Annotated in this window: 21 protein-coding genes; 18 read left to right on the top strand and 3 right to left on the bottom strand. The window is 27.9% G+C overall.

Annotated elements, in window-relative coordinates:
- The first annotated feature begins 13 nt into the window (after window positions 1-13).
- From rpsG to rimM, 18 genes are all read left to right on the top strand, one after another.
- Window positions 14-481 carry a 30S ribosomal protein S7 gene (gene rpsG / locus AFAEC_RS01710; RefSeq protein ID WP_026806457.1) on the top strand — a complete coding sequence of 156 codons (468 nt, stop codon included), beginning with the start codon at window positions 14-16 and terminating at the stop codon, window positions 479-481.
- A 9-nt stretch (window positions 482-490) separates the two neighbouring features.
- Window positions 491-2,599: an elongation factor G gene (gene fusA / locus AFAEC_RS01715; protein ID WP_026806458.1), complete on the top strand. Its 2,109-nt coding sequence runs from the start codon at window positions 491-493 to the stop codon at window positions 2,597-2,599.
- Between the two features lie 122 nt (window positions 2,600-2,721).
- A complete protein-coding gene (locus AFAEC_RS01720) occupies window positions 2,722-3,588 on the top strand; it encodes an NAD(+)/NADH kinase (RefSeq protein ID WP_026806459.1) in 867 nt (288 codons plus the stop codon).
- 1 nt (window position 3,589) lies between these two features.
- Complete coding sequence (locus AFAEC_RS01725) at window positions 3,590-5,119, top strand: AAA family ATPase (RefSeq protein WP_026806460.1); 1,530 nt, start codon at window positions 3,590-3,592, stop codon at window positions 5,117-5,119.
- Window positions 5,120-5,187: 68 nt separating this feature from the next.
- A complete protein-coding gene (locus tag AFAEC_RS01730) occupies window positions 5,188-8,055 on the top strand; it encodes a methyl-accepting chemotaxis protein (RefSeq protein WP_026806461.1) in 2,868 nt (955 codons plus the stop codon).
- A 114-nt stretch (window positions 8,056-8,169) separates the two neighbouring features.
- On the top strand, window positions 8,170-9,459 hold the full coding sequence (locus tag AFAEC_RS01735) for a peptidase U32 family protein (RefSeq protein WP_026806462.1): 1,290 nt from the start codon (window positions 8,170-8,172) through the stop codon (window positions 9,457-9,459).
- An 11-nt stretch (window positions 9,460-9,470) separates the two neighbouring features.
- Window positions 9,471-10,727, top strand: coding sequence for a hypothetical protein (locus tag AFAEC_RS01740; protein ID WP_026806463.1), 1,257 nt, complete (start codon window positions 9,471-9,473; stop codon window positions 10,725-10,727).
- 39 nt (window positions 10,728-10,766) lie between these two features.
- On the top strand, window positions 10,767-11,261 hold the full coding sequence (gene purE, locus AFAEC_RS01745) for a 5-(carboxyamino)imidazole ribonucleotide mutase (protein WP_026806464.1): 495 nt from the start codon (window positions 10,767-10,769) through the stop codon (window positions 11,259-11,261).
- Window positions 11,261-11,491, top strand: coding sequence for a glutaredoxin domain-containing protein (locus AFAEC_RS01750; protein ID WP_026806465.1), 231 nt, complete (start codon window positions 11,261-11,263; stop codon window positions 11,489-11,491). The genes purE and AFAEC_RS01750 overlap by 1 nt, the downstream gene beginning before the upstream one ends.
- A gap of 1 nt (window position 11,492) precedes the next feature.
- Window positions 11,493-12,377 (top strand): glycine--tRNA ligase subunit alpha, encoded by an 885-nt coding sequence (gene glyQ, locus AFAEC_RS01755; RefSeq protein ID WP_026806466.1) that lies wholly within the window; start codon window positions 11,493-11,495, stop codon window positions 12,375-12,377.
- Between the two features lies 1 nt (window position 12,378).
- Window positions 12,379-13,134, top strand: a complete 756-nt coding sequence (locus tag AFAEC_RS01760) for a Nif3-like dinuclear metal center hexameric protein (RefSeq protein ID WP_026806467.1) — start codon at window positions 12,379-12,381, stop codon at window positions 13,132-13,134.
- The gene (locus AFAEC_RS01765; RefSeq protein WP_026806468.1) at window positions 13,127-13,855 is read left to right on the top strand and encodes a zinc ribbon domain-containing protein; all 729 of its coding nucleotides are present in this window, start codon (window positions 13,127-13,129) and stop codon (window positions 13,853-13,855) included. The genes AFAEC_RS01760 and AFAEC_RS01765 overlap by 8 nt, the downstream gene beginning before the upstream one ends.
- A 1-nt stretch (window position 13,856) precedes the next feature.
- On the top strand, window positions 13,857-15,005 hold the full coding sequence (gene waaA / locus AFAEC_RS01770; RefSeq protein WP_026806469.1) for a lipid IV(A) 3-deoxy-D-manno-octulosonic acid transferase: 1,149 nt from the start codon (window positions 13,857-13,859) through the stop codon (window positions 15,003-15,005).
- Entirely contained in the window at window positions 14,996-15,748 is a 753-nt protein-coding gene (locus tag AFAEC_RS01775) for a pseudouridine synthase family protein (RefSeq protein ID WP_026806470.1), read from the top strand. The genes waaA and AFAEC_RS01775 overlap by 10 nt, the downstream gene beginning before the upstream one ends.
- 148 nt (window positions 15,749-15,896) lie before the next feature.
- On the top strand, window positions 15,897-17,249 hold the full coding sequence (ffh, locus tag AFAEC_RS01780) for a signal recognition particle protein (RefSeq protein ID WP_026806471.1): 1,353 nt from the start codon (window positions 15,897-15,899) through the stop codon (window positions 17,247-17,249).
- Between the two features lie 81 nt (window positions 17,250-17,330).
- Window positions 17,331-17,558: a 30S ribosomal protein S16 gene (gene rpsP, locus AFAEC_RS01785; protein WP_024775527.1), complete on the top strand. Its 228-nt coding sequence runs from the start codon at window positions 17,331-17,333 to the stop codon at window positions 17,556-17,558.
- A gap of 16 nt (window positions 17,559-17,574) precedes the next feature.
- On the top strand, window positions 17,575-17,814 hold the full coding sequence (locus AFAEC_RS01790) for a KH domain-containing protein (RefSeq protein WP_026806472.1): 240 nt from the start codon (window positions 17,575-17,577) through the stop codon (window positions 17,812-17,814).
- Complete coding sequence (rimM, locus tag AFAEC_RS01795) at window positions 17,815-18,342, top strand: ribosome maturation factor RimM (RefSeq protein ID WP_026806473.1); 528 nt, start codon at window positions 17,815-17,817, stop codon at window positions 18,340-18,342. It abuts the gene before it with no gap.
- A gap of 4 nt (window positions 18,343-18,346) precedes the next feature.
- On the opposite strand, the gene AFAEC_RS01800 is transcribed toward rimM, so the two are convergent.
- The 3 genes from AFAEC_RS01800 to flgG are packed head-to-tail and all read right to left on the bottom strand — an operon-like array spanning window position 18,347 to window position 20,436.
- A complete protein-coding gene (locus tag AFAEC_RS01800; protein ID WP_026806474.1) occupies window positions 18,347-19,264 on the bottom strand; it encodes a hypothetical protein in 918 nt (305 codons plus the stop codon).
- The gene (locus AFAEC_RS01805; RefSeq protein ID WP_026806475.1) at window positions 19,257-19,631 is read right to left on the bottom strand and encodes a hypothetical protein; all 375 of its coding nucleotides are present in this window, start codon (window positions 19,629-19,631) and stop codon (window positions 19,257-19,259) included. Before AFAEC_RS01805 ends, AFAEC_RS01800 begins: the two co-directional genes overlap by 8 nt.
- Window positions 19,632-19,647: 16 nt before the next feature.
- Window positions 19,648-20,436, bottom strand: a complete 789-nt coding sequence (gene flgG, locus AFAEC_RS01810; RefSeq protein WP_026806476.1) for a flagellar basal-body rod protein FlgG — start codon at window positions 20,434-20,436, stop codon at window positions 19,648-19,650.
- Window positions 20,437-20,584 lie beyond the last annotated feature (148 nt).

A 20,584-nucleotide genomic window follows, 5' to 3' on the forward strand; every position in this document is an offset into this window, starting at 1 on the left:
AGAAGGATAGAAAATGAGAAGAAGAAAAGCTCCAGTTAGAGAAATTATGGCTGATCCTATCTACAATAGTAAAGTGATCACAAAATTTGTAAACGCAATTATGTTAGATGGTAAAAAATCTGTTGCAGAAAAAATCCTTTATGGTGCAATAGAAAATCTTGATAAAAGAGGTGAAGAAAAAGGTTTTGATCTGTTTGAAAGAGCAATCGAAAATGTTAAACCACTTTTAGAAGTAAGAAGTAGAAGAGTTGGAGGAGCTACATACCAAGTTCCTGTTGAAGTAAGAGCTGTAAGAAGACAAACTTTAGCTTTAAGATGGTTAATTGATGCTTCAAGAAAAAGAAATGAAAGAACAATGGTAGAAAGACTTGCAAACGAGTTATTCGAAGCTGCAAACGAAAGAGGATCATCTTATAAGAAAAAAGAAGATGTACATAGAATGGCAGAGGCTAATAAAGCATTTGCACACTACAGATGGTAGGATAAAATTATGGCAAGAAAAATACCACTCAATAGAGTAAGAAATATTGGTATTGCTGCACATATTGATGCAGGAAAAACAACAAGTACAGAGAGAATTTTATTCTATACAGGAGTTTCTCATAAAATTGGAGAAGTTCACGAAGGTGCTGCAACTATGGACTGGATGGAACAAGAGCAAGAAAGAGGTATTACAATTACTTCTGCTGCTACAACTTGTTTCTGGAACCACCCAAAAACAAATGAACAATTACAAATAAACATCATTGATACTCCAGGTCACGTTGACTTTACTATTGAAGTTGAGAGATCTATGAGGGTTCTTGATGGTGCTGTTGCTGTATTTTGTTCAGTTGGAGGGGTTCAACCACAAAGTGAAACTGTTTGGAGACAAGCAAATAAGTATGGAGTTCCAAGAATTATCTATGTAAATAAAATGGATAGAACAGGGGCTAACTTCTTTAATGTTATGAACCAAGTAAGAGATAGATTAAAAGCAAATCCAGTTCCACTTCAAATTCCAATTGGTGCAGAAGACCAATTTAGAGGAATGGTAGATTTAGTAAAAATGAAAGCTTATACTTATACTCTTGATGCACAAGCTGGAGAGATGTATAAAATTGAAGAGATTCCTGCTGATTTAGTTGATACAGCTAATGAATATAGAGAAAAACTTATAGAAGCTGCTGCTGAATCAAGTGATGAGTTAATGGATAAATATCTTGGTGGTGAGGAATTAACTGAAGAAGAGATTGTTTCTGGAATTAAAAAAAGATGTTTAGCTATGGAAGTTACTCCAATGGTTTGTGGAACATCATTTAAAAATAAAGGTATTCAACCATTATTAGATGCAGTTGCTATGTATTTACCAGCTCCAACAGAAGTTGCTGATATTAAAGGTGAAACTCAAGATGGTGAAGCTGTTATTGTTCCTTCAACTGATAAAGGTGAAGTTGCAGCATTAGCATTTAAAATTATGACTGACCCATTTGTTGGACAATTAACATTTACAAGAGTTTATAGAGGGGTTTTAGAATCTGGAACTTATGTATTAAACTCAACAAAAATGAAAAAAGAGAGAATCGGAAGATTACTTAAAATGCATGCAAACTCTAGAGAAGAGATTAAAGAACTTTATGCTGGAGAAATTGGAGCAGTTGTTGGTCTTAAAGATACAATCACTGGAGATACTTTAGCAAGTGAAAAAGACCCAGTTATCCTAGAAAGAATGGATTTCCCGGATCCAGTTATTAGTGTTGCGGTTGAACCAAAAACTAAAGCTGACCAAGAGAAAATGGGAATTGCTTTAGGAAAACTAGCTGAAGAAGATCCATCATTTAGAGTAAATACTGATGAAGAATCAGGTCAAACTATTATTTCTGGAATGGGTGAATTACACCTTGAAATTCTTGTAGATAGAATGAAAAGAGAGTTTAAAGTTGAAGCTGAAGTTGGAGCTCCACAAGTTGCATATAGAGAGACTATTAAAAATGCTGTTAAGCAAGAGTATAAATATGCAAAACAATCTGGAGGTAAAGGTCAATATGGACATGTTTACTTAGAGATTAAACCAATGGCTTCTGGAAGTGAACCAACATTCAAATTTAATAATGATATTAAAGGTGGGGTTGTACCAAAAGAGTATATTCCTGCGGTTGAAAAAGGTTGTTCTGAAGCAATGCAAGGTGGAATTCTTGCTGGTTATCCAATGGTTGATATTGAAGTTACACTTTATGATGGAAGCTACCACGAAGTGGATTCATCTGAAATGGCGTTTAAATTAGCTGCTTCAATGGGATTTAAACAAGGTTGTAGAAGTGCAGCTGCAGGTGCAGTTTTACTTGAGCCAATTATGAAAGTTGAAATCGAAACTCCTGAAGAGTATATGGGAGATGTTATTGGAGATTGTAACAAAAGAAGAGGACAAGTTAATTCTATGGATGATAGAGCAGGTATCAAACTTGTTACTGCCATGATTCCATTATCTGAAATGTTTGGATACTCTACAGATTTAAGATCTATGTCTCAAGGAAGAGCGACATATTCTATGATTTTTGATGCTTATCAAGAAGTTCCAAAAAATGTTTCTGAAGAGATTATGAAAAAAAGAAATGGGTAATAAGTTTTTACAGTTTTCTTAAAAATGGGGGGGATGTGCTTTTGCATATCCCTTTTTTTTTAGATTTATATGAGAAATTTTAAAGTAGATTTTTTATATAAATTTAAATAAAAGAGGAAGTATTGAGATTAGAAAAAAGTTGTAAACATCTAGATAAAATTGAAAATATAGGTGTTGTTCTTAGACCCCATAGTCCTGATTTAAAAGATATATTTTTCAAAATAGAGAAGCTTTTTTTAGAGAAAAATATAAATTTAATGCTAGAAGAAGATTCTGCAAAAATGATAGGAAAAAGTGGAGTGAATTTTGATACTTTATGCCAAAGAGTAGATTTTTTAATAAGTATAGGTGGAGATGGAACACTTTTGGGACTTGCTAGAAAAGCTTTTAAATATGATTTACCCGTACTTGGAATAAATTTAGGAACTTTAGGATTTTTAACAGATTTGAGTATGGAACAGCTTCCAAAATTTATTGATGATTTAATTAATGATGATTATAAAATTAGTCCAAGAATGATAATTGAAGGACAAATAAAAAGTAAGAAATTTATAGCTTTTAATGATATAGTAATATCAAGAAAGAATCTCTCTTCAATGCTTGAAGTTCGAGCAAAAATTGATAAAAATGCTTTTAATACATATTTTGGAGATGGTTTGATTGTTTCAACTCCTAGTGGCTCAACAGCATATAACTTATCTGTTGGAGGACCAATAGTTTATCCTCTTACAAATGCTTTTATAATAACTCCAATAGCACCACATTCACTCACTCAAAGACCTATTGTTGTACCTGCTGAATTTGAAATAGAGTTTAAAGTTACAAAAGATAGTGGTGCTATAGTAATTATTGATGGGCAAGAGTTATATGATTTAGAAAAAGATGAGATTATAAAGATAAAAATTGCTACAAAAAAATCAAAAATGCTTCATAGAAGTAGTAGGGATTTTTTTGAAGTTTTAAGTGAAAAATTAAGATGGGGAAATTAGTTTGATAAATAGAGTTTATATTAAAAATTGTCTTAGCTTCAAAGAGGTTAATTTAGAGTTTCAAAAAGGCTTAAATATTTTTAGTGGTCCATCAGGAGCAGGAAAATCTATACTCATGCAGGAAATTTTAGCTTTATTTGCTTTTAATGAGGTAAAAAGTGAGTTAAGTGAGTTGGAGTTTTCAAATAGTAGTTTTGAAGATGAAGCTTATGGAATAGAGTTAGGAGAAGATTTAATAATTAAGAATATCAAAAAAGAGAAAGCTAGATATTTTTTAAATAATCAATCAATATCTAAAAAAAATCTTCAAAATATCTCTTTTAAGTTGATAAAACAACTAAATTTAAAAGATACAAGTGATTTTGAAAGTCAAAAAATAATAGAGTTTTTAGATAGATTATCTACTAAAAATAGTTTAGAGTTTCAAAGAGTAAAAGATAGTTTTGATAGTAAATTTAAAGAGTTTTCAAATATAAGAAAAGAGCTAGAAAAACTTTACGAAGATGAAAAAAAGATAGAAGATTTAAAAGAATTTGCTAGGTTTGAGATAGCAAAAATTGAAGAGATTGATCCTAAAGAAGATGAGTATGATAAATTAAATTCTATAAAAAAATCTCTAGCGAAAAAAGAGAAAATAGAAAAAGCAATAAATAAAGCAAGTGCTATTTTTGAATTAAATAGTAGTGTAAATGATTTACTTGAACTTTTAGAAGTAGATAGCACTTTTTTTGACGAGACTATGAATGAACTTAATAATATTTTTGAAAAATCAAATGATAGTTTAAGTGAGTTAGAAGATATAAATATTGAAGAAGTTTTAAATAGAATTGAAAAGATTTCTGCTCTACAAAAAAGATTTGGTTCAATAAAAGAGGCTTTAGAGTACAAAGATGAAAAAAAAGCCGAACTTGAGGCGTATATGAATATCTCTTTTTCTAAAACAAAACTTGAAAAAGATTATTTAGTTTTAGAAGAGGATATTAAACAATTAGCAAAAGAGTTAAGTTCTTTTAGAAAAGAGAGTTTATTTTTACTAGAAGAGAAGATAAATTATTATTTAAAATTTTTATATTTAAGTAATGTAACATTAGAACTAAAAGAGAAAAATTTAGATGCTTTAGGTATTGATGAGTTTTATCTTGAATTAAATCAAGTATCTATTGATACTATTAGCTCAGGTGAATATAATAGATTAAGATTAGCTCTTTTAAGTGCAATTAGTGAGTTTGATATTGGTGAAAATGGAGTTCTATTTTTAGATGAGATTGATGCAAATTTAAGTGGAAAAGAGAGTGATGCTATATCAAAGGTTTTGATATCTCTTAGTAAAAATTATCAAATTTTTGCAATTTCTCATCAGCCACAATTAACATCAAGTGCAAATCAGCACTTTTTAGTAGATAAGAAAGATGGTATTTCAATTGTAAAATTATTAAATAATAATGATAAAATAATAGAAATCGCAAGAATGATTAGTGGCGAAAATGTAACAAATGAGGCTATAAAATTTGCAAAGAATCTTTTAAAATAATATTATAAACTTTACTTTTCTACATTTTTAGGTAAAATATAAACTAGACCAAAAAATCTGGAGAAACGATGTTTAAAAACTTGTCATTAAAACTAAAAGTTTTAATTCTTTCATTTATAACAATTATAGTGATATCTTTTGCAATTGCAATTGATGCTATAAATTCAATTAAGAGTTTTTCAAATGAAAGTATTGAAAGCTATAAAAAAGAGGCGTATGCAAAAAAAGAGCAAGAGCTACAAAATTATGTATCTTTAGCAATAAAAACTGTTGAGGCTTATTATTCTAGGACATCATCTGATAAGTTAAAGCTTGAAGTTCAAGATGAACTTGTAAAACAGACAAATTTCTTATTTTCTATTTTAGAAGCTGAGTATGAAAGAAATAAAAGTGTACTTTCTGAAGATGCTTTAAAAGATAGATTAAAAGCTATTGTAAATGAAACAAGATATGGAAAAACTGGGTATTTTTGGATAAATGATTTCAATGCAGTTGTTTTGATTCATCCAATAAATCAAAAATTGAATAATCAAAATATGTATGAATATAAAGATCCAAATGGAAAACAGATATTTAAAGAGTTTGCAGATTTAGCAAAAAAGGATAAAGAGGGATTTGTTGATTATGTATGGCCAAAACCAGGATTTGATAAACCACAAGAAAAAGTATCTTTTGTAAAACTTTTTAAGCCATATAATTGGGTAATTGGAACAGGAGAGTATGTTGATAATTTAACAACAAAAATTCAAGAAGAGGCTTTAAAAACAATCTCTGAAATGAGATATGCGAATAATGACTATTTTTGGATAAATGATTCAAATCCTAAAATGATTATGCATCCTATGAATCCAAAATTAAATGGAGCTGATTTAAGTACTTATGCAGATCCATATGGAACAAAACTTTTTATTGAAATGTCAAAAATTGCAAATCAAAAAACTGAAGGAGGACTTGTAAAATATTATTGGGATAAGCCAAATAAACCAAATGATCCAAAAGCAAAATTCTCTTATGTTCAAAAATTTGGTCCTTGGGATTGGATTATAGGAACAGGGGCTTATGTGGATGATATTGAAGCTCAGATTGCTTCTATGGAACAAAATACTAAAAATGAGATAAATAGTATTATTTTTAGCATATCTTTGTTCACTCTAATTTCAATAATTGTTGCTTTAATAATTTATAATATTTTTATAAGAAAAACTTTAATTAGACCTTTAGAAGATTTAGATGAAGCAATTATAAAAATAAAAAATAAAGATGGAACTACTGATCATATTGAAAAAAAATCAAATGATGAAATAGGTAAAGTTGTTGATAGTTTCAATCTTTATATTGCTTCTTTAAAAGATGCTTATATTGAAGATTCAAAAGTTATAGAAAATGTAGAACAGATAATTGATAAAGTAATAAATGGTTTTTATGTTTATAAAGTTGAAGCAACTTCTTCAAATCCACAAATTATAAAATTAAGAGATTCTATTAACACAATGATTGAAAGAACAAATCAAAATTTAGTTGGGTTAAATAATATTTTAATTGAGTATGGAAATTCAAATTTTGCTATAAGTGATTCAAAAATAGATACATCAAAAGTAAATGGAATTATATCATCACTTGCTGCTAGTACACAATTAATTGGAGTTACGGTTTCTGAATTCTTATCTATGATTATTGGTAGTGGAAGACAACTAAATAGTGATACAAATACTCTCTCAGAAGCTGCAAATAGATTGTCTTCTTCAGCAAATGAACAAGCTGCTTCTTTAGAAGAGACAGCAGCAGCAATAGAAGAGATTACATCTATTGTTAAATCAAGTGTTCAAAAAACATCTCAAATGTCTATTTTGGCAAAACATCTTCAAGCTTCTTCAAAAGATGGAGAAGCCCTTGCTTCTAAAACAAATCAGGCAATGGAGGAGATAGATAAACAAGTTAAATCTATAAATGAAGCTATAAGTATAATTGACCAAATTGCATTCCAAACAAATATTCTTTCTCTTAATGCTGCTGTTGAAGCTGCAACTGCTGGTGAAGCTGGAAAAGGATTTGCAGTTGTTGCTCAAGAAGTAAGAAATCTAGCAAGTAGAAGTGCCGAGGCAGCAAAAGATATTAAAAATATAGTTGAAGTTGCAACATCAAAAGCAAATGAAGGAAAAGGTATTGCAAATGAGATGATAAATGGCTATACAACTTTAAATGCAAAAATAAATGAAACAATAGTTTTAATTGAAGATGTTTCTCAAGGAAGTAAAGAGGAAGAAAAAGGAATCATTCAAATCAATGATACAATAAATATTCTAGATAAAGCTACTCAAGTAAATGCAAATCAAGCTACTGTTATTAGTGATTTGGCAAGTGAAGTTGCAAATTTATCTACAAATCTTTTAAAAATAGCTGACCGTGCAAAATTTAAAGAGTTTAGCCCTAAAGAGATAGAAGATATAGATTTGGTTTTTAAAGTTTCAAAATTAAAAAATGACCATATTAGATTTAAACTTGTAAACTTTGATAAAGTAGGACAAACAAAAACAGTTTGGAGTGTTACAAAACCAACAGATTGTGATTTAGGAAAATGGATAGTTGAACAAGAAAATGCAAATAATCCATTTACAAAAACTCAAAATTGGAAAAATCTAAAATCAAATCATGAAATAGTTCATAGTAGTGTTCAAAACTATATAAATGAAGATTGTAGAGATAATGTAAATAATGATTTATTAAATAGTTTATCTAAAGAGCTAGATCGTGCAACTTTTGAAGTATTTAAATCTTTAGACCAATTAAAAAAAGATAATGTTTATGAGTCAAAAGTTGTTTCAAAAATAGAAAAAAAGGTTTCTAAAGAGGAGCCTAAATTTGAAATGAAAAAAGAAGAAAAAGTTATTACAAAGATAACTCAAAAATCTTCTGATGATGAGTGGGAGAGCTTTTAAGCTCCTCCATATTTTCTTTATAAAATCTACAAACTAAATATTTATTAAAAAATAGATATAATCTAACTTAATTTAATTCAAAAAAATTTATAAAAAATATATTAAAGGAATTTTATGAGTAAACAAAAAGTTGAGTTACTCTCACCTGCTGGAAATTTAGAAAAATTAAAAATAGCTATAAATTATGGGGCAGATGCCGTTTATGCTGGTGTTAGTCACTTTAGTCTAAGAATACGAGCTAGTAAAGAGTTTACATTTGAAACTTTTAAAGAAGGGATTGAATATGCTCACTCTAGAGGTAAGAAAGTTTATGCAACAATAAATGGTTTTCCTTTTAATGCTCAAATAGAGCTTTTAAAAAAACATATAGCTACAATGGCAGCACTTAAACCAGATGCTTTTATAGTTGCAGCACCTGGGGTTGTAAGACTTTGTAGAGAGATAGCACCGCAGATTGATATACATCTTTCAACTCAAGCAAATGTTTTAAACTATTTAGATGCACAAGTTTTTTGGGATATGGGTGTAAGAAGAATAGTTGTTGCTAGAGAGATATCATTAAAAGATGTAATTGAGATAAAAAAACATCTTCCTGATATGGAGATAGAGATTTTTGTACATGGTTCTATGTGTTTTGCATACTCTGGAAGATGTTTAATAAGTGCTGTTCAAATGGGAAGAGTTCCAAATAGAGGAAGTTGTGCAAATGATTGTAGATTTGAATATACTCTTTATGCTGGAAATGATGATCATGGAACACTATTTAGACTTGAAGAGGAAGAGGGAGTAGGAACTTATATTTTTAACTCAAAAGATATGAATTTAGCTTCACATATAAAAGAGATACTTGATAGTGGAGCAGTTGATAGTTTAAAAATAGAAGGAAGAACAAAATCTCCATATTATGCAGCAGTTACAGCAAAAGCATATAGAGAGGCTATTGATGACTATTATGCTGATAAATTTGAACCAGAAAAATATCAAAAAGAGTTACATACCACTAAAAATAGAGGTTTTACAGATGCTTATTTAATTCATAAGCCATTTGAAAAAACGGACTCACAAAACCATGATTATGCTTTAAGTAAAGGCTCATTTGAAGTAACAGGGCTTGTATGTGAAGATGAAAAACATTTTTATTGTAAATATAAAGTTTATCCAAATGAAGATATTGAGATTTTTACACCTCACAATACGGTAATAGAACTTTGTGATAATGAGATAGGAAAAGTCTTTAAAAAAGAAGATGGGCTTTATTATATAAATTTTAAAAAGATTCTAACTGATACAAATAAAGAGCTAGAAAGTGTTCATAGTGGAAATATAAATAAAATACAACTCCCTTGTAAATTACCTTATTTAACAATGTTTAGAGTAGAAAATTTAGAAATAAATATAGATTAAGTCTTATTGAAATGATTTTTTTTAGAGTTACAAATAATATAAATATTAAAACAACAGATGGTTCTTTAGTAAAATATTTTAAATTTAAAGCACCTGCTAGTTTACCAAATGAGACTGTTTATGTTTCAAGTTATGATGATTTTTCCGATTTAAATGGAGTTTTTGAAAGAATAGATAAGAGTAAATATTTTACAAAAGTTTTAAATGAAGAGAATATAAGAGCAAATAAAGAGTTCCCCGTAGAACTAGGGATTTCTACAAAGTTTGAATTTGATATATATAAAAATAGAAGAGTTGAAGAGTTTTTAGATTTAAGCCCAGTTGATTTGTATCGACAAGTAAAATATCTAAATAAAGACAATATAAAAATTGCAATAATTGGTGGAATGTCTTCAGGTATTGGAAAAACTATTGCTTCTTGTACAGCTTTAAGAATTTTACATCAAAAATTAAGTGAAATATTCAAAAGTGTGAAAATAGATCTATATATTAGTGCTTCAAATAATAGTTATTTCTCAAGAGATAAAGATATTTATAAAACTCAAGATTATTTAAATGAAATTTTACCTTTAGGAATAAATACAAAACAGCTTTGTGAATATGATTATTTTATTGATAATAGTGTTGATTTTACAAAGCTTTTAGATTTAAATTATGTAGATGCTTGGCTTTATAAATTTGGAATTGATTATAAAAAAATTAGTGATGACGAAAAATATAACTATTTAGAAACAAAACATTTTAATATAGACAATAATTTAAAAAATAAGATTTCTGAGGCAAAAAGAAAGGGAAAACTTCTACTCTTTCATCCATATAGTGCAAATATAAATAAATCTATTCCTCAGACAATAGCAATTGATTTATTAAAAGAGTTACTTTTAAAATTAGAAGATTATACTATTGTTACAACTTTGCAAATTGATCCAAAAATTAAAGCTGATAATTTGTTAGATTTATCAAAGGAGTCAAGAAGTATAAATGATTTTATATATATTATCTCTTCTATGGATAAAATTATTACTACAAATACATCAGCTTTTCATATAAGTGATGCTTTTATGATACCGACAATTACATTTTTTGTTGAAGATAATTTTGAAACTTTAAGTAAATATTATAAATACAATAAATCTATTTATTTAAAAGATAAATCAAAAAGTTTATCAAAATTTATTTATGAAAATGAAGCCTTAACAATTTATAAATTAGAGGCTTGGAAAAGCTTGAAGGTATCGAAGATTATAAAGTTATTAGAAAAAATTTGATATAATCTTGAATTATTTTAAAATTTAAAAGGTAAAAAAATGAAATTTATTTCGATTATTATGGGTAGTAAATCTGATTATGAAATTATGAAAAACTGTTCTGATACTTTTGAACAATTTAATGTAAAGTATGAGTTAATTATCTCTTCTGCTCATAGAAGTCCTGAAAGAACAAAAGAGTATGTAAAAGAGGCTGAAGAAAAAGGTGCTATTGCATTTATTGCTGCGGCTGGAATGGCTGCTCATTTAGCTGGTGCTTTAGCAGCTACAACAACTAAGCCAATTATTGGAGTTCCAATGAAAGGTGGAGCAATGGATGGTATGGATGCTATGCTTTCAACTGTTCAAATGCCAGCAGGTATGCCAGTTGCTACAGTAGCACTTGGAAAAGCAGGAGCTATAAATGCAGCTTATTTGGCAATGCAAATTTTAGCAATTAGTGATAAAGATTTAGCTGTTAAATTAAAAGAAGATAGAATGGTTAAAGCTAAAGCTGTTGAGAGTGATTCTAAAGATATTGAAGTAATTCTATAATGAAGCCAATTGCACTATTTACACTTCCTAATTGTAAGTGGTGCAAAGAGGCAATTATCTACTTAAAAAGTAAAAAACTAAAATTTAATCAAATAGATTTAACAAAAGACAAAAATGCTTTAAGAGATTGTCAAAAAAGATGTTCAGGTGCTCCAGTTTTTTTAATTGGAAATAACTGGATTTGTGGTTTTGACAAGGAGAAATTAAATAAAGAGTTAGGAATAAAATAAGATGCTTACTTTTTCACAAATGTTGTTAAAACTTCAAGAGTTTTGGGCAAATGAGGGTTGTAATATAGTTCAACCTTATGATATACCTGCTGGTGCTGGAACTTTTCATCCAGCAACACTTTTAAGAAGTTTAGATAGTACACCTTGGAGTGTTGCTTATGTTGCACCTTCAAGAAGACCAACTGATGGAAGATATGGAGAAAATCCAAATAGATTGGGAAGTTACTATCAATTTCAAGTTTTAATAAAACCAAGTTTAGAGAATATTCAAGATTTATATTTAAAATCTTTAGAGTATTTAGGACTAGATTTAAAAAAACATGATATTAGATTTGTTGAAGACAACTGGGAATCTCCAACTTTAGGTGCTTGGGGACTTGGTTGGGAAGTTTGGCTTGATGGTATGGAAGTTACTCAATTTACATATTTTCAACAAGTAGGAGGTTTACCTTGTGATCCTGTTGCTGTTGAAATAACTTATGGAACAGAGAGACTTGCTATGTATTTACAAGGGGTTGATTCTGTTTTTGATATTGTTTGGAATGAGAATAAATTTGGAAAAACAACTTATGCTGATGTTCATAAAGAAGCAGAATATCAATTTTCTAAATATAATTTTGAAGTAGCAAATACAACAAAACTATTTAGAGATTTTGATGAAGCTTTTAATGAATGTAAAGCTTGTTTAAATGCAGAGCTTCCACTTCCAGCTTATGATCAATGTATGATAGCAAGTCATGCTTTTAATACTTTAGATGCTAGAAAAGCAATAAGTGTAACAGAGAGACAAAACTATATTTTAAAAGTGAGAGAACTTGCACAAGCTTGTGCAGTGATGTATAAAGAGCAAGAGAGTAATAGATTAAAAAGAGTTGGAAGATTATAATTTGAAAGTAAGAGATATTTATGAAGTTTTAAACTCTATTAGTCCTTTTGAATTACAAGAAAAATGGGATAACTCAGGACTTCTTGTTGGAAATTTAGATGATAGTTTTGAAAATTTATATTTTAGTATGGATTTGGATTTAGAATTAGTAAAAACTCTAAAAGCAAACTCACTTGTAATTACTCATCATCCACTTATTTTTAGTGGTTTGAAAAGAGTGAATTATGATACATACTCTACAAAAATTTTAAAAGAGCTTATAAAAAAAGATATAACTCTTATCTCTATGCATACAAATATAGATAAAACACATTTAAATAGGTTTGTGGTTGAGGAAATTTTAGAGTTTAAAATAGAAAATCAAAATGAATTTATTGCAAATTGCATTATAAATATGAGTTTTGAGGATCTTTTAAAGCATTTAAATAAAAAGTTAAATTTAAAGAATATAAAGTTTGTAAAAACAAAAAATAATATTAAAACTTTAGCAATTTGTACAGGATCCGCTATGAGTTTAATAGATGAGGTAAAAGCTGATTGTTTCATAACAGGTGATATAAAATATCATGATGCAATGGAGGCAAAAGCTAGAGGTTTGTCTTTAATTGATATTAGACATTATGAGAGTGAAAACTATTTTAATATACTTTTAGAAAAACTATTAGAAGAGTATTTGAAAAAAAATAAATTAAAAGCTATAATAACAGCTTCACAAAATCCATTTGAGTTTTTTATAGAAGGAGAAAACATTGAATAAATATTTAGAGGATTTAATCGAGTTATCAAAATATGATACAAGTATTAGCCAATTTGAACCAAAAATTGAGAATCAAAAATCAAAATTAGCAACTTTTGTTGAAACAGCTGAAGCTATTAAAGTAGGTATAAATTCTACTTATTTGGAAATAGATGATTTAAAATCAAAAAGAACAAAAAATAATATACATCTAAGTGAGTTAAAATCAAAATTAGATTCAATTGCTAAGAAAAATAAAGATGTAACGAATGAAAAAGAGTTAAAAGCTTTACAACTTGAAGAAGAGATTGCAAAAGAGCAAGTTAGCTTTGCAAATGAAGAGATTGAAAGACTTGATAAATTAACAGCTGCTAAAGAAGAGAGATTAAAAGAACTTCAAGAAAAATTAAAAGCTGAAGAAGAAGATATTAAAGAGATTAGAGTTATTGTTGAAGATACAATAGCACAAATTAATGATGAAAGAAATGAAGTTTATGCAAAAAGAAGTGAACTTTTAGGTCAGTTTGATAACAAAATTTTAACTTTCTATGAAAAAATAAAAAGATGGGCAAAAGATACAGCAGTAGTTCCTGTGAAAAAACAGGCTTGTTATGGATGTTTTATGAAAATAAATGACAAAACTTATGCTGAAGTTTTAAGAGGGGAAGAGATTGTAAATTGTCTTCACTGTGGAAGAATTCTTTATAAAGGTGAAGAAGAAATAGCTACATTAGAGGCTTAATTTGAGCCTCTTTGCTCTTTTTTATAATTTTGTTTTAACTATTGCTTATATAGTTTTAATCCCTTATTTATTATATAAATCAAGAAACAAAAAATATAAAGATGCAATTCCTGCAAAATTCTTTTTAAAAAATAATCCAAAATTTACTTCAAATGGTATTTGGTTTCACTCTTGTTCTATGGGTGAAGTAAGGGCAATAAAACCGCTTATAAAAGAGTTTGAAGATAAAATAAATATTAGTGTAATAACAAATACAGGTTTTGAAGAAGCAAAATCTATAAGTTCTAATGTAAGATTTTTACCTTTTGAGATTTTTTTACCATTTTGGATAACAAAGCAAAAAGTTTTAGTTGTTATGGAAGCAGAACTTTGGTATATGCTTTTTTTATTTGCTAAAAAAAGAGGTGCAAAAACCTTACTTATAAATGCAAGAATTTCAGATAAATCTTATAAATCTTATCTTAGATTTCGTTTTTTTTATAAAAAGATATTTGCTAATATAGATAAGGTTTTTGCACAAAGCCAAATAGATAAAAAAAGGCTTGAAGAGTTAGGAGCTACAAATGTTGAGGTTATTGGGAATATAAAATTAGCTCAACTTCCAGTTAAAAAGCAAAGTTTTGAAAAACCAAATGGAGTTATCATAACAGCTGCAAGTACCCATGAGAGTGAAGAAGAGTTAGTTTTAAATGCTTATAAAAAAGAGTTTGGTAAATTAATAATTGTTCCAAGACATCCTGAGAGATTCTCAAAAGTTGATGAGCTAATAAAAGATTTTATAAAAAATAAAGAGTTGAGTTACCATAAATATAGTATTAAAGATGATTTTTTAAGTGATATAGTTTTAGTTGATAAAATGGGAATTTTAAATGATATTTATGAAATAAGTGATATTACAATTTTAGGTGGAGCATTTGCAAATATTGGTGGACATAATCCAATAGAGCCAGCTTTTTTTGGAAATGTAATAATAAGTGGAAAAAATATTTTTAATCAAAAATCACTTTTTGAATGTATAAAAAACTATTATTTGATAGAAAATAGTGAGTTAAAAGAGTATTTAGAAAAAGCAAATACTCTTTTAAAACCAAAATTAACAAAAGAGGGTTCATTTGAGCCTATAATTAAGGAGATAAAAAAATGGCAGTAGAATATGATAAAGCTTATAAACTTTTAGCAATTCAAGAGAAAATTTCAAATGCAAAAGCAAAAGATTTAATTGATAGAGGTTTAGTAAAAGTTGGTGATAAAAAGGTTATGATTGCTAGAGGAGAGATTAAAGTTGATACTAAATTTAGTGTTAAAGAGTTAGCAAAAACTAAAGTTATTTTTGAAGATGATAATATATTAGTTGTTGATAAACCAGCTTTTATAACAGCTGATGAAGTTGCAAAAACTTTCAAAAATGCAATACTTTTAAATAGACTTGATAAAGAGACAAGTGGTGTTATGATGTTTGCAAAGAATGAGGATTTTCAAAAAAAAGCTATAAAAGAGTTTGCACAAAATAGAGTTTATAAAGAGTATGTAGCTATTGTTGAAGGAAAAGTAATTGAAGAGATAGTTATTGATAAACCTATTATTACTATAAAAGATAAAGGTGTAGCTAAATCTAAAATTGATAAAAATGGGAAAAGTGCAAAAACAACTGTTTATCCACTTCTTGTTGAGGGAAATAAATCAAAAATAAAACTAGTAATTGAAAGTGGAAGAACTCATCAAATTAGAGTTCATCTAAATTCGGTTGGATTACCAATTATTGGAGATGCTATTTATGGAAGAACAGCTTCAAATGTAAATAGAGTTTTACTTCATTCAAAAATTACTAAAATTTTTGATTATACTTTTGAAGCTCGTGAGCCAAAAGAGTTTAAAGTGTACGATTTTAGTTAGAATTAAGTTTATAAAAAAATAAATAGCGATTTTATAGGCTTTTTAAAAAAACATAAGCTAAAAAAAAACTTAAATAAGATATTTGGTTTAATCTTATTTAAAGTAAAATTTATATAAAATCCTAAAATAAAAAATATGGAGAAATATTTTGTTTGATTCAATAACAGGCTCACTTAGAGGAATAATAGGAAAAATTAGGCATCAAGATGATGTTGCTTCACTAAGCAGAGCTTTAAGTGAACTAAAAAAAGCATTTTTAAAAGCTGATGTTCATCATAAAACTACAAAAGACCTTTTAACTGCTATTGAATTAGAGACAAAAAAAATAGGAATTGGTCAAGATAACTTCATAAAAGTATTAAAACAAGAGTTAGAAAAAGTTTTAACTGCAAATGGAAATCAAGGTTTTGTATTCTCTTCTACTCCACCAACTATTGTTTTAATGACAGGTCTTCAAGGAAGTGGAAAAACAACAACAACTGGAAAACTAGCAAACTATTTAAAAACTAGAAAGAAAAAAGTTTTAGTTGCAGCTTGCGATTTACAAAGACTTGCTGCTGTTGAACAATTAAAACAAATAGCAAAACAAATTGATGTTGATATATATTTTGATGATAATGAAAAAGATCCAATAAAAATAGCAAAAGCTGCAGTTGAAAAAGCAAAAAAAGAGCTTTATGATGTTCTTTTAGTTGATACTGCTGGACGATTAGCAATTGACGAAGAGTTAATGCTTCAGCTAAAAGATATTAAAAATGCGATAAATCCAAATGAGATTTTCTATGTTGCAGATGCACTAACAGGACATGATGCTACAAAAACAGCAACGACATTTAAAGAGAAAATAGGAATAGATGGAGTTATTTTATCAAAATATGATGGTGATACAAAAGGTGGAGTTGCACTAAGTATTGCTAGCCAAGTTGAAGTTCCTTTAAGATTTATTGGTATTGGTGAAAAAATGCCAGATTTAGAAGTTTTCCTTCCAGATAGAATTGTTTCAAGACTTTTAGGGCTTGGAGATATTGCTGGACTTGCTGAAAAAACAGCAACAATAATTGATGAGAAAAAAGCAAAAGAAGTTAGCAAAAAAATTAAAAAAGGTGAATTTAATTTTAATGACTTTTTAGAGCAATTAGGGATGATGAGTAAATTAGGAAGTTTAAAATCAATTATTGGAATGATACCTGGAATGTCTGCTATGGCTCCTGCTTTAAAAGATATGGATTTTGAAAACTCTAAAGAGATTGTTAGAATAAAAGCTCTTATTGGTTCGATGACTCCAAAAGAGAGAGAAAATCCAGATTTATTAAACCCTAGTAGAAAGAAGAGAATTTCTGCTGGATCAGGACTTAGTGAGGTTCAAGTAAATAAGATTTTAAAACAGTTTAAAAGTGCTTCAAAGATGGCAAAGCAACTTTCAACTAAAGGTGGAATGAAAGGCTTACAAAATATGATGAGCCAAATGGGTGCTGGTGGGATGCCAAAAATCCCTAGATAAATATACTATTAAGTAGTATTGAGTTGTGAACTTAATAGAGTTTAGAATTCAATACTATAATTTAAATAAAGGAAAGAAAACATGACAGTGATTAGATTAACAAGAATGGGAAGAAACAAAAAACCATTTTACAGAATAGTTGTAACAGATTCAAGAAAAAGAAGAGATTCAGGATGGATTGAATCAATTGGTTATTTTAACCCAGTTGTTGAACCACAAGTTTTAAAAATTGATGAAGATAGATATAACTACTGGCTAAGTGTTGGTGCAAAACCATCTGAAAAAGTTAAAAAACTAGCTTCAAGATAATAGTCTAGACTAAATTATGATAATAAATTTTATAGAAAACTATGCAAAACTAATTGTTGCAGTTCCAGAAGATATTGTTGTTACAAAAGAGCAAATAGATGAAAATTTTGTTGAAATTACAATAAGTGTAAATAGTGTTGATATAGGAAAACTTATTGGAAAAAACGGAAATATGATAAATGCTTTAAAAACAATTGCAAATGGTTGCAAAGCAAAAGATGGAATATCTTATAAAATACAAGTAGTTACAAAATAGATGAATAAAGTTTATGTTGCAAAATTAGGGAAAGCAGTTGGTCTTCAAGGTCATTTAAGGCTTTTTATTGACTCTGATTTTCCTGAGCAATTTAAAAAAGGTGCTGTTTTTACAACAAATAGAAATTTAGCTCTAAAAGTTCTTGAATATAATTCAAATAAAGAGCTAATAAGATTTGAAGAGTATTTAGATGTAGATTTAGCAAGAAAACTTACAAATAGTGAACTTTTTACTACTCAAGAAGCTACAAAAGAGTATTGTAAACTAAAAGAGAATGAATTTTTTTGGTTTGATTTAATATCTTGTGAGATTTTTGAAAATGATTTAAAATTAGGAACTGTAAAAGATATTCACAGATACCCACTAAATGATTATTTAGAAGTTCAAACAACTCCAGAACTTATAGCTAAAAATTTACCAAAAATATTTTTAATACCTCATATTTTTGATAGTTTTATCGAAAAAATTGAGATAGAAAATAAAAAGATTTTTGTAAAAAACGCTTTTGATATTTTAGAAAATTCTTAATATTTTAATAATTACATCTTTTATCAAACTCATCTTTTGTCATTTCAACTTCATATGCTTGAGAGAATCCATTTTTTAAAAGTCTATTTAATAGAGTTTCTCTTAATTCATTACTTGTAAATGGTCCATAATAAAGTTCAATTCTATTTAAATCATCTCTACAAATAAGAATGTTTGAGTCTATACTTGTAGCTTTATCAAGATATTTTTTATATAAAACACCTTTAATTTTTGCAACATTTATTAGCTGTAAAAACTCTCCACTATTTTGTTCTATAGATTCTTTACTAGGCTCTTCTTTTTTTACTATTTTAGGACTATTATCTTCTTTTTCTAGCTCATTTTGTTGTGATTGATTTGTATTTTGGGCTTTTAGTAACTCTTCTCTAGCCATAACTGCTTCTTGTTTTAAAGCTTCAAGTTTTTGCATCTCAATTTCTAATTCAGCTTTTTTTTCTTCTAGTGACTCTTTTTGTTTAAGAACTAAATCTTCTTCTATTTTTAATGATTCCTCTTCTATTCTTTTTTGTTCTTCTAAAACTCTTCTACTCTCTTCATTTTCTTTTATATTTTCAGGCTCTTTTTGAAGATTTTTATTTGTAAGATTAGCTAGTTGTTCATTTAGCTTTTGTGAATTTATACTACTTAAATCAAATTTTACTTCAGCTTCTTTCTCTTCTACAACTTCCTCTTTAACTGTAACTTCTTCTTTAACTTCAACAGGGGCTTCTTCTTTTGAAGAGAAAATTATTATAGAAAATCCAATAATTAAAAGTAAAACTAAAAAAGCAATTATTGATATAAGTATAATTTTTAAAGAAGGTTTTTTTAACTTCTTTTTTTCATTTATTACTGGTGCTATTTGTTCTACTTGCTCATCTACTTGTCTCTCTTGATTTTCTTGTGCCATATTTTTACTCACTTGTTTGCTTATTTTCTTTCATTTTTCTATAATATTCTTGTCTATAGAGCTTTAATTCTTCTCTTTTTCTTTCTCTATACTCTTTATCATATTGGAGTCTTTTCTCTTTATTTTGTTCATAATACTCTTTTTTCGACTCTTTATATTTGGCAATCTTTTTTATAATTGCATCTTTTCTTTTGTCAATATAATTTTTTTGCTTATGAGCTATTTCTTTGATTTTATTTAAGAAATTATCACTATTTAATTCAGCTTCATAATCAAATACTTGTTTTTTAATTTTACTTTTTTGATAATAAGCTTTTTTCTTTTTTTTATGAGCTAGAAAATTTTCTTCTCTTCTTTTTTTTAACTCTTCTAAATTCATCTTTTTAAACTAAAAATTAATTTTTAAGTCTATTTACAATATCTAACATATTATCAGCAGTTGTAATTGCTTTAGAGTTTGCTTCATAAGCTCTTTGTGCTGTTATTAAGTCAACCATTTCATTTACTAATTTTACATTTGAACCTTCAAGCATTCCTTGTTGCAGACTTCCAAATTGATCTTCTGTTGGATTTCCTTCTAAAGCATCACCAGAAGCATCACTTTGCATAAATAATGACTCTCCCAAAGGAATTAATCCTGCAGGATTTATAAAATCTGCTAAAGTTATTTGACCTAGTTCAACTGTATCTCCAGTTTGAGCATCTGTTGCTGTTACAAGACCATCTTTTCCAATAGTTAAATCTCTAGTATTATCAGGTACAACAATCTCTGGAGATAAAGTATATCCGTTTCCATTTATTATAGTTCCATCAGGATTGAGTTTAAAGCTTCCATTTTTTGTATATGCTATTTCACCACTAGGAAGAGTGATTTGAAAAAATCCTTTTCCTTGAATAGCTACATCAAGTGTTCCTGAAGTTAATTTCATATCACCTGTAGTGAAGTTTTTTTGAATATTTGAAATTCTTACTCCAAGTCCTACCTCAATTCCTGTTGGATTTAAAGTAGTTTGTGTTGTTTGACCTGCTGTATAGTTCAATGATTCATACATTAAATCTTGAAATTCTGCTCTATCTTGTTTAAATCCTGTTGTATTAACATTTGCAATGTTGTTTGAAGTAACATCAATTTGATGTTGCATTGAGTTCATTCCTGTAGCTGCTGTGTATAATCCTCTAATCATAGAAAATCCTTTTTATTACATATCTTTTAATTATATTTTAGCAATGTTTAAAAGTTGATAAAGTGATAAATTATTTTTAATAATATTAAGTAAAAATTTAAAACAAATTCTATATAATGCATACTTATTGAAAATTATATTTAAAACA

This window comes from Aliarcobacter faecis, from assembly GCF_013201705.1.
GTDB classification, from domain to species: Bacteria; Campylobacterota; Campylobacteria; order Campylobacterales; family Arcobacteraceae; genus Aliarcobacter; species Aliarcobacter faecis.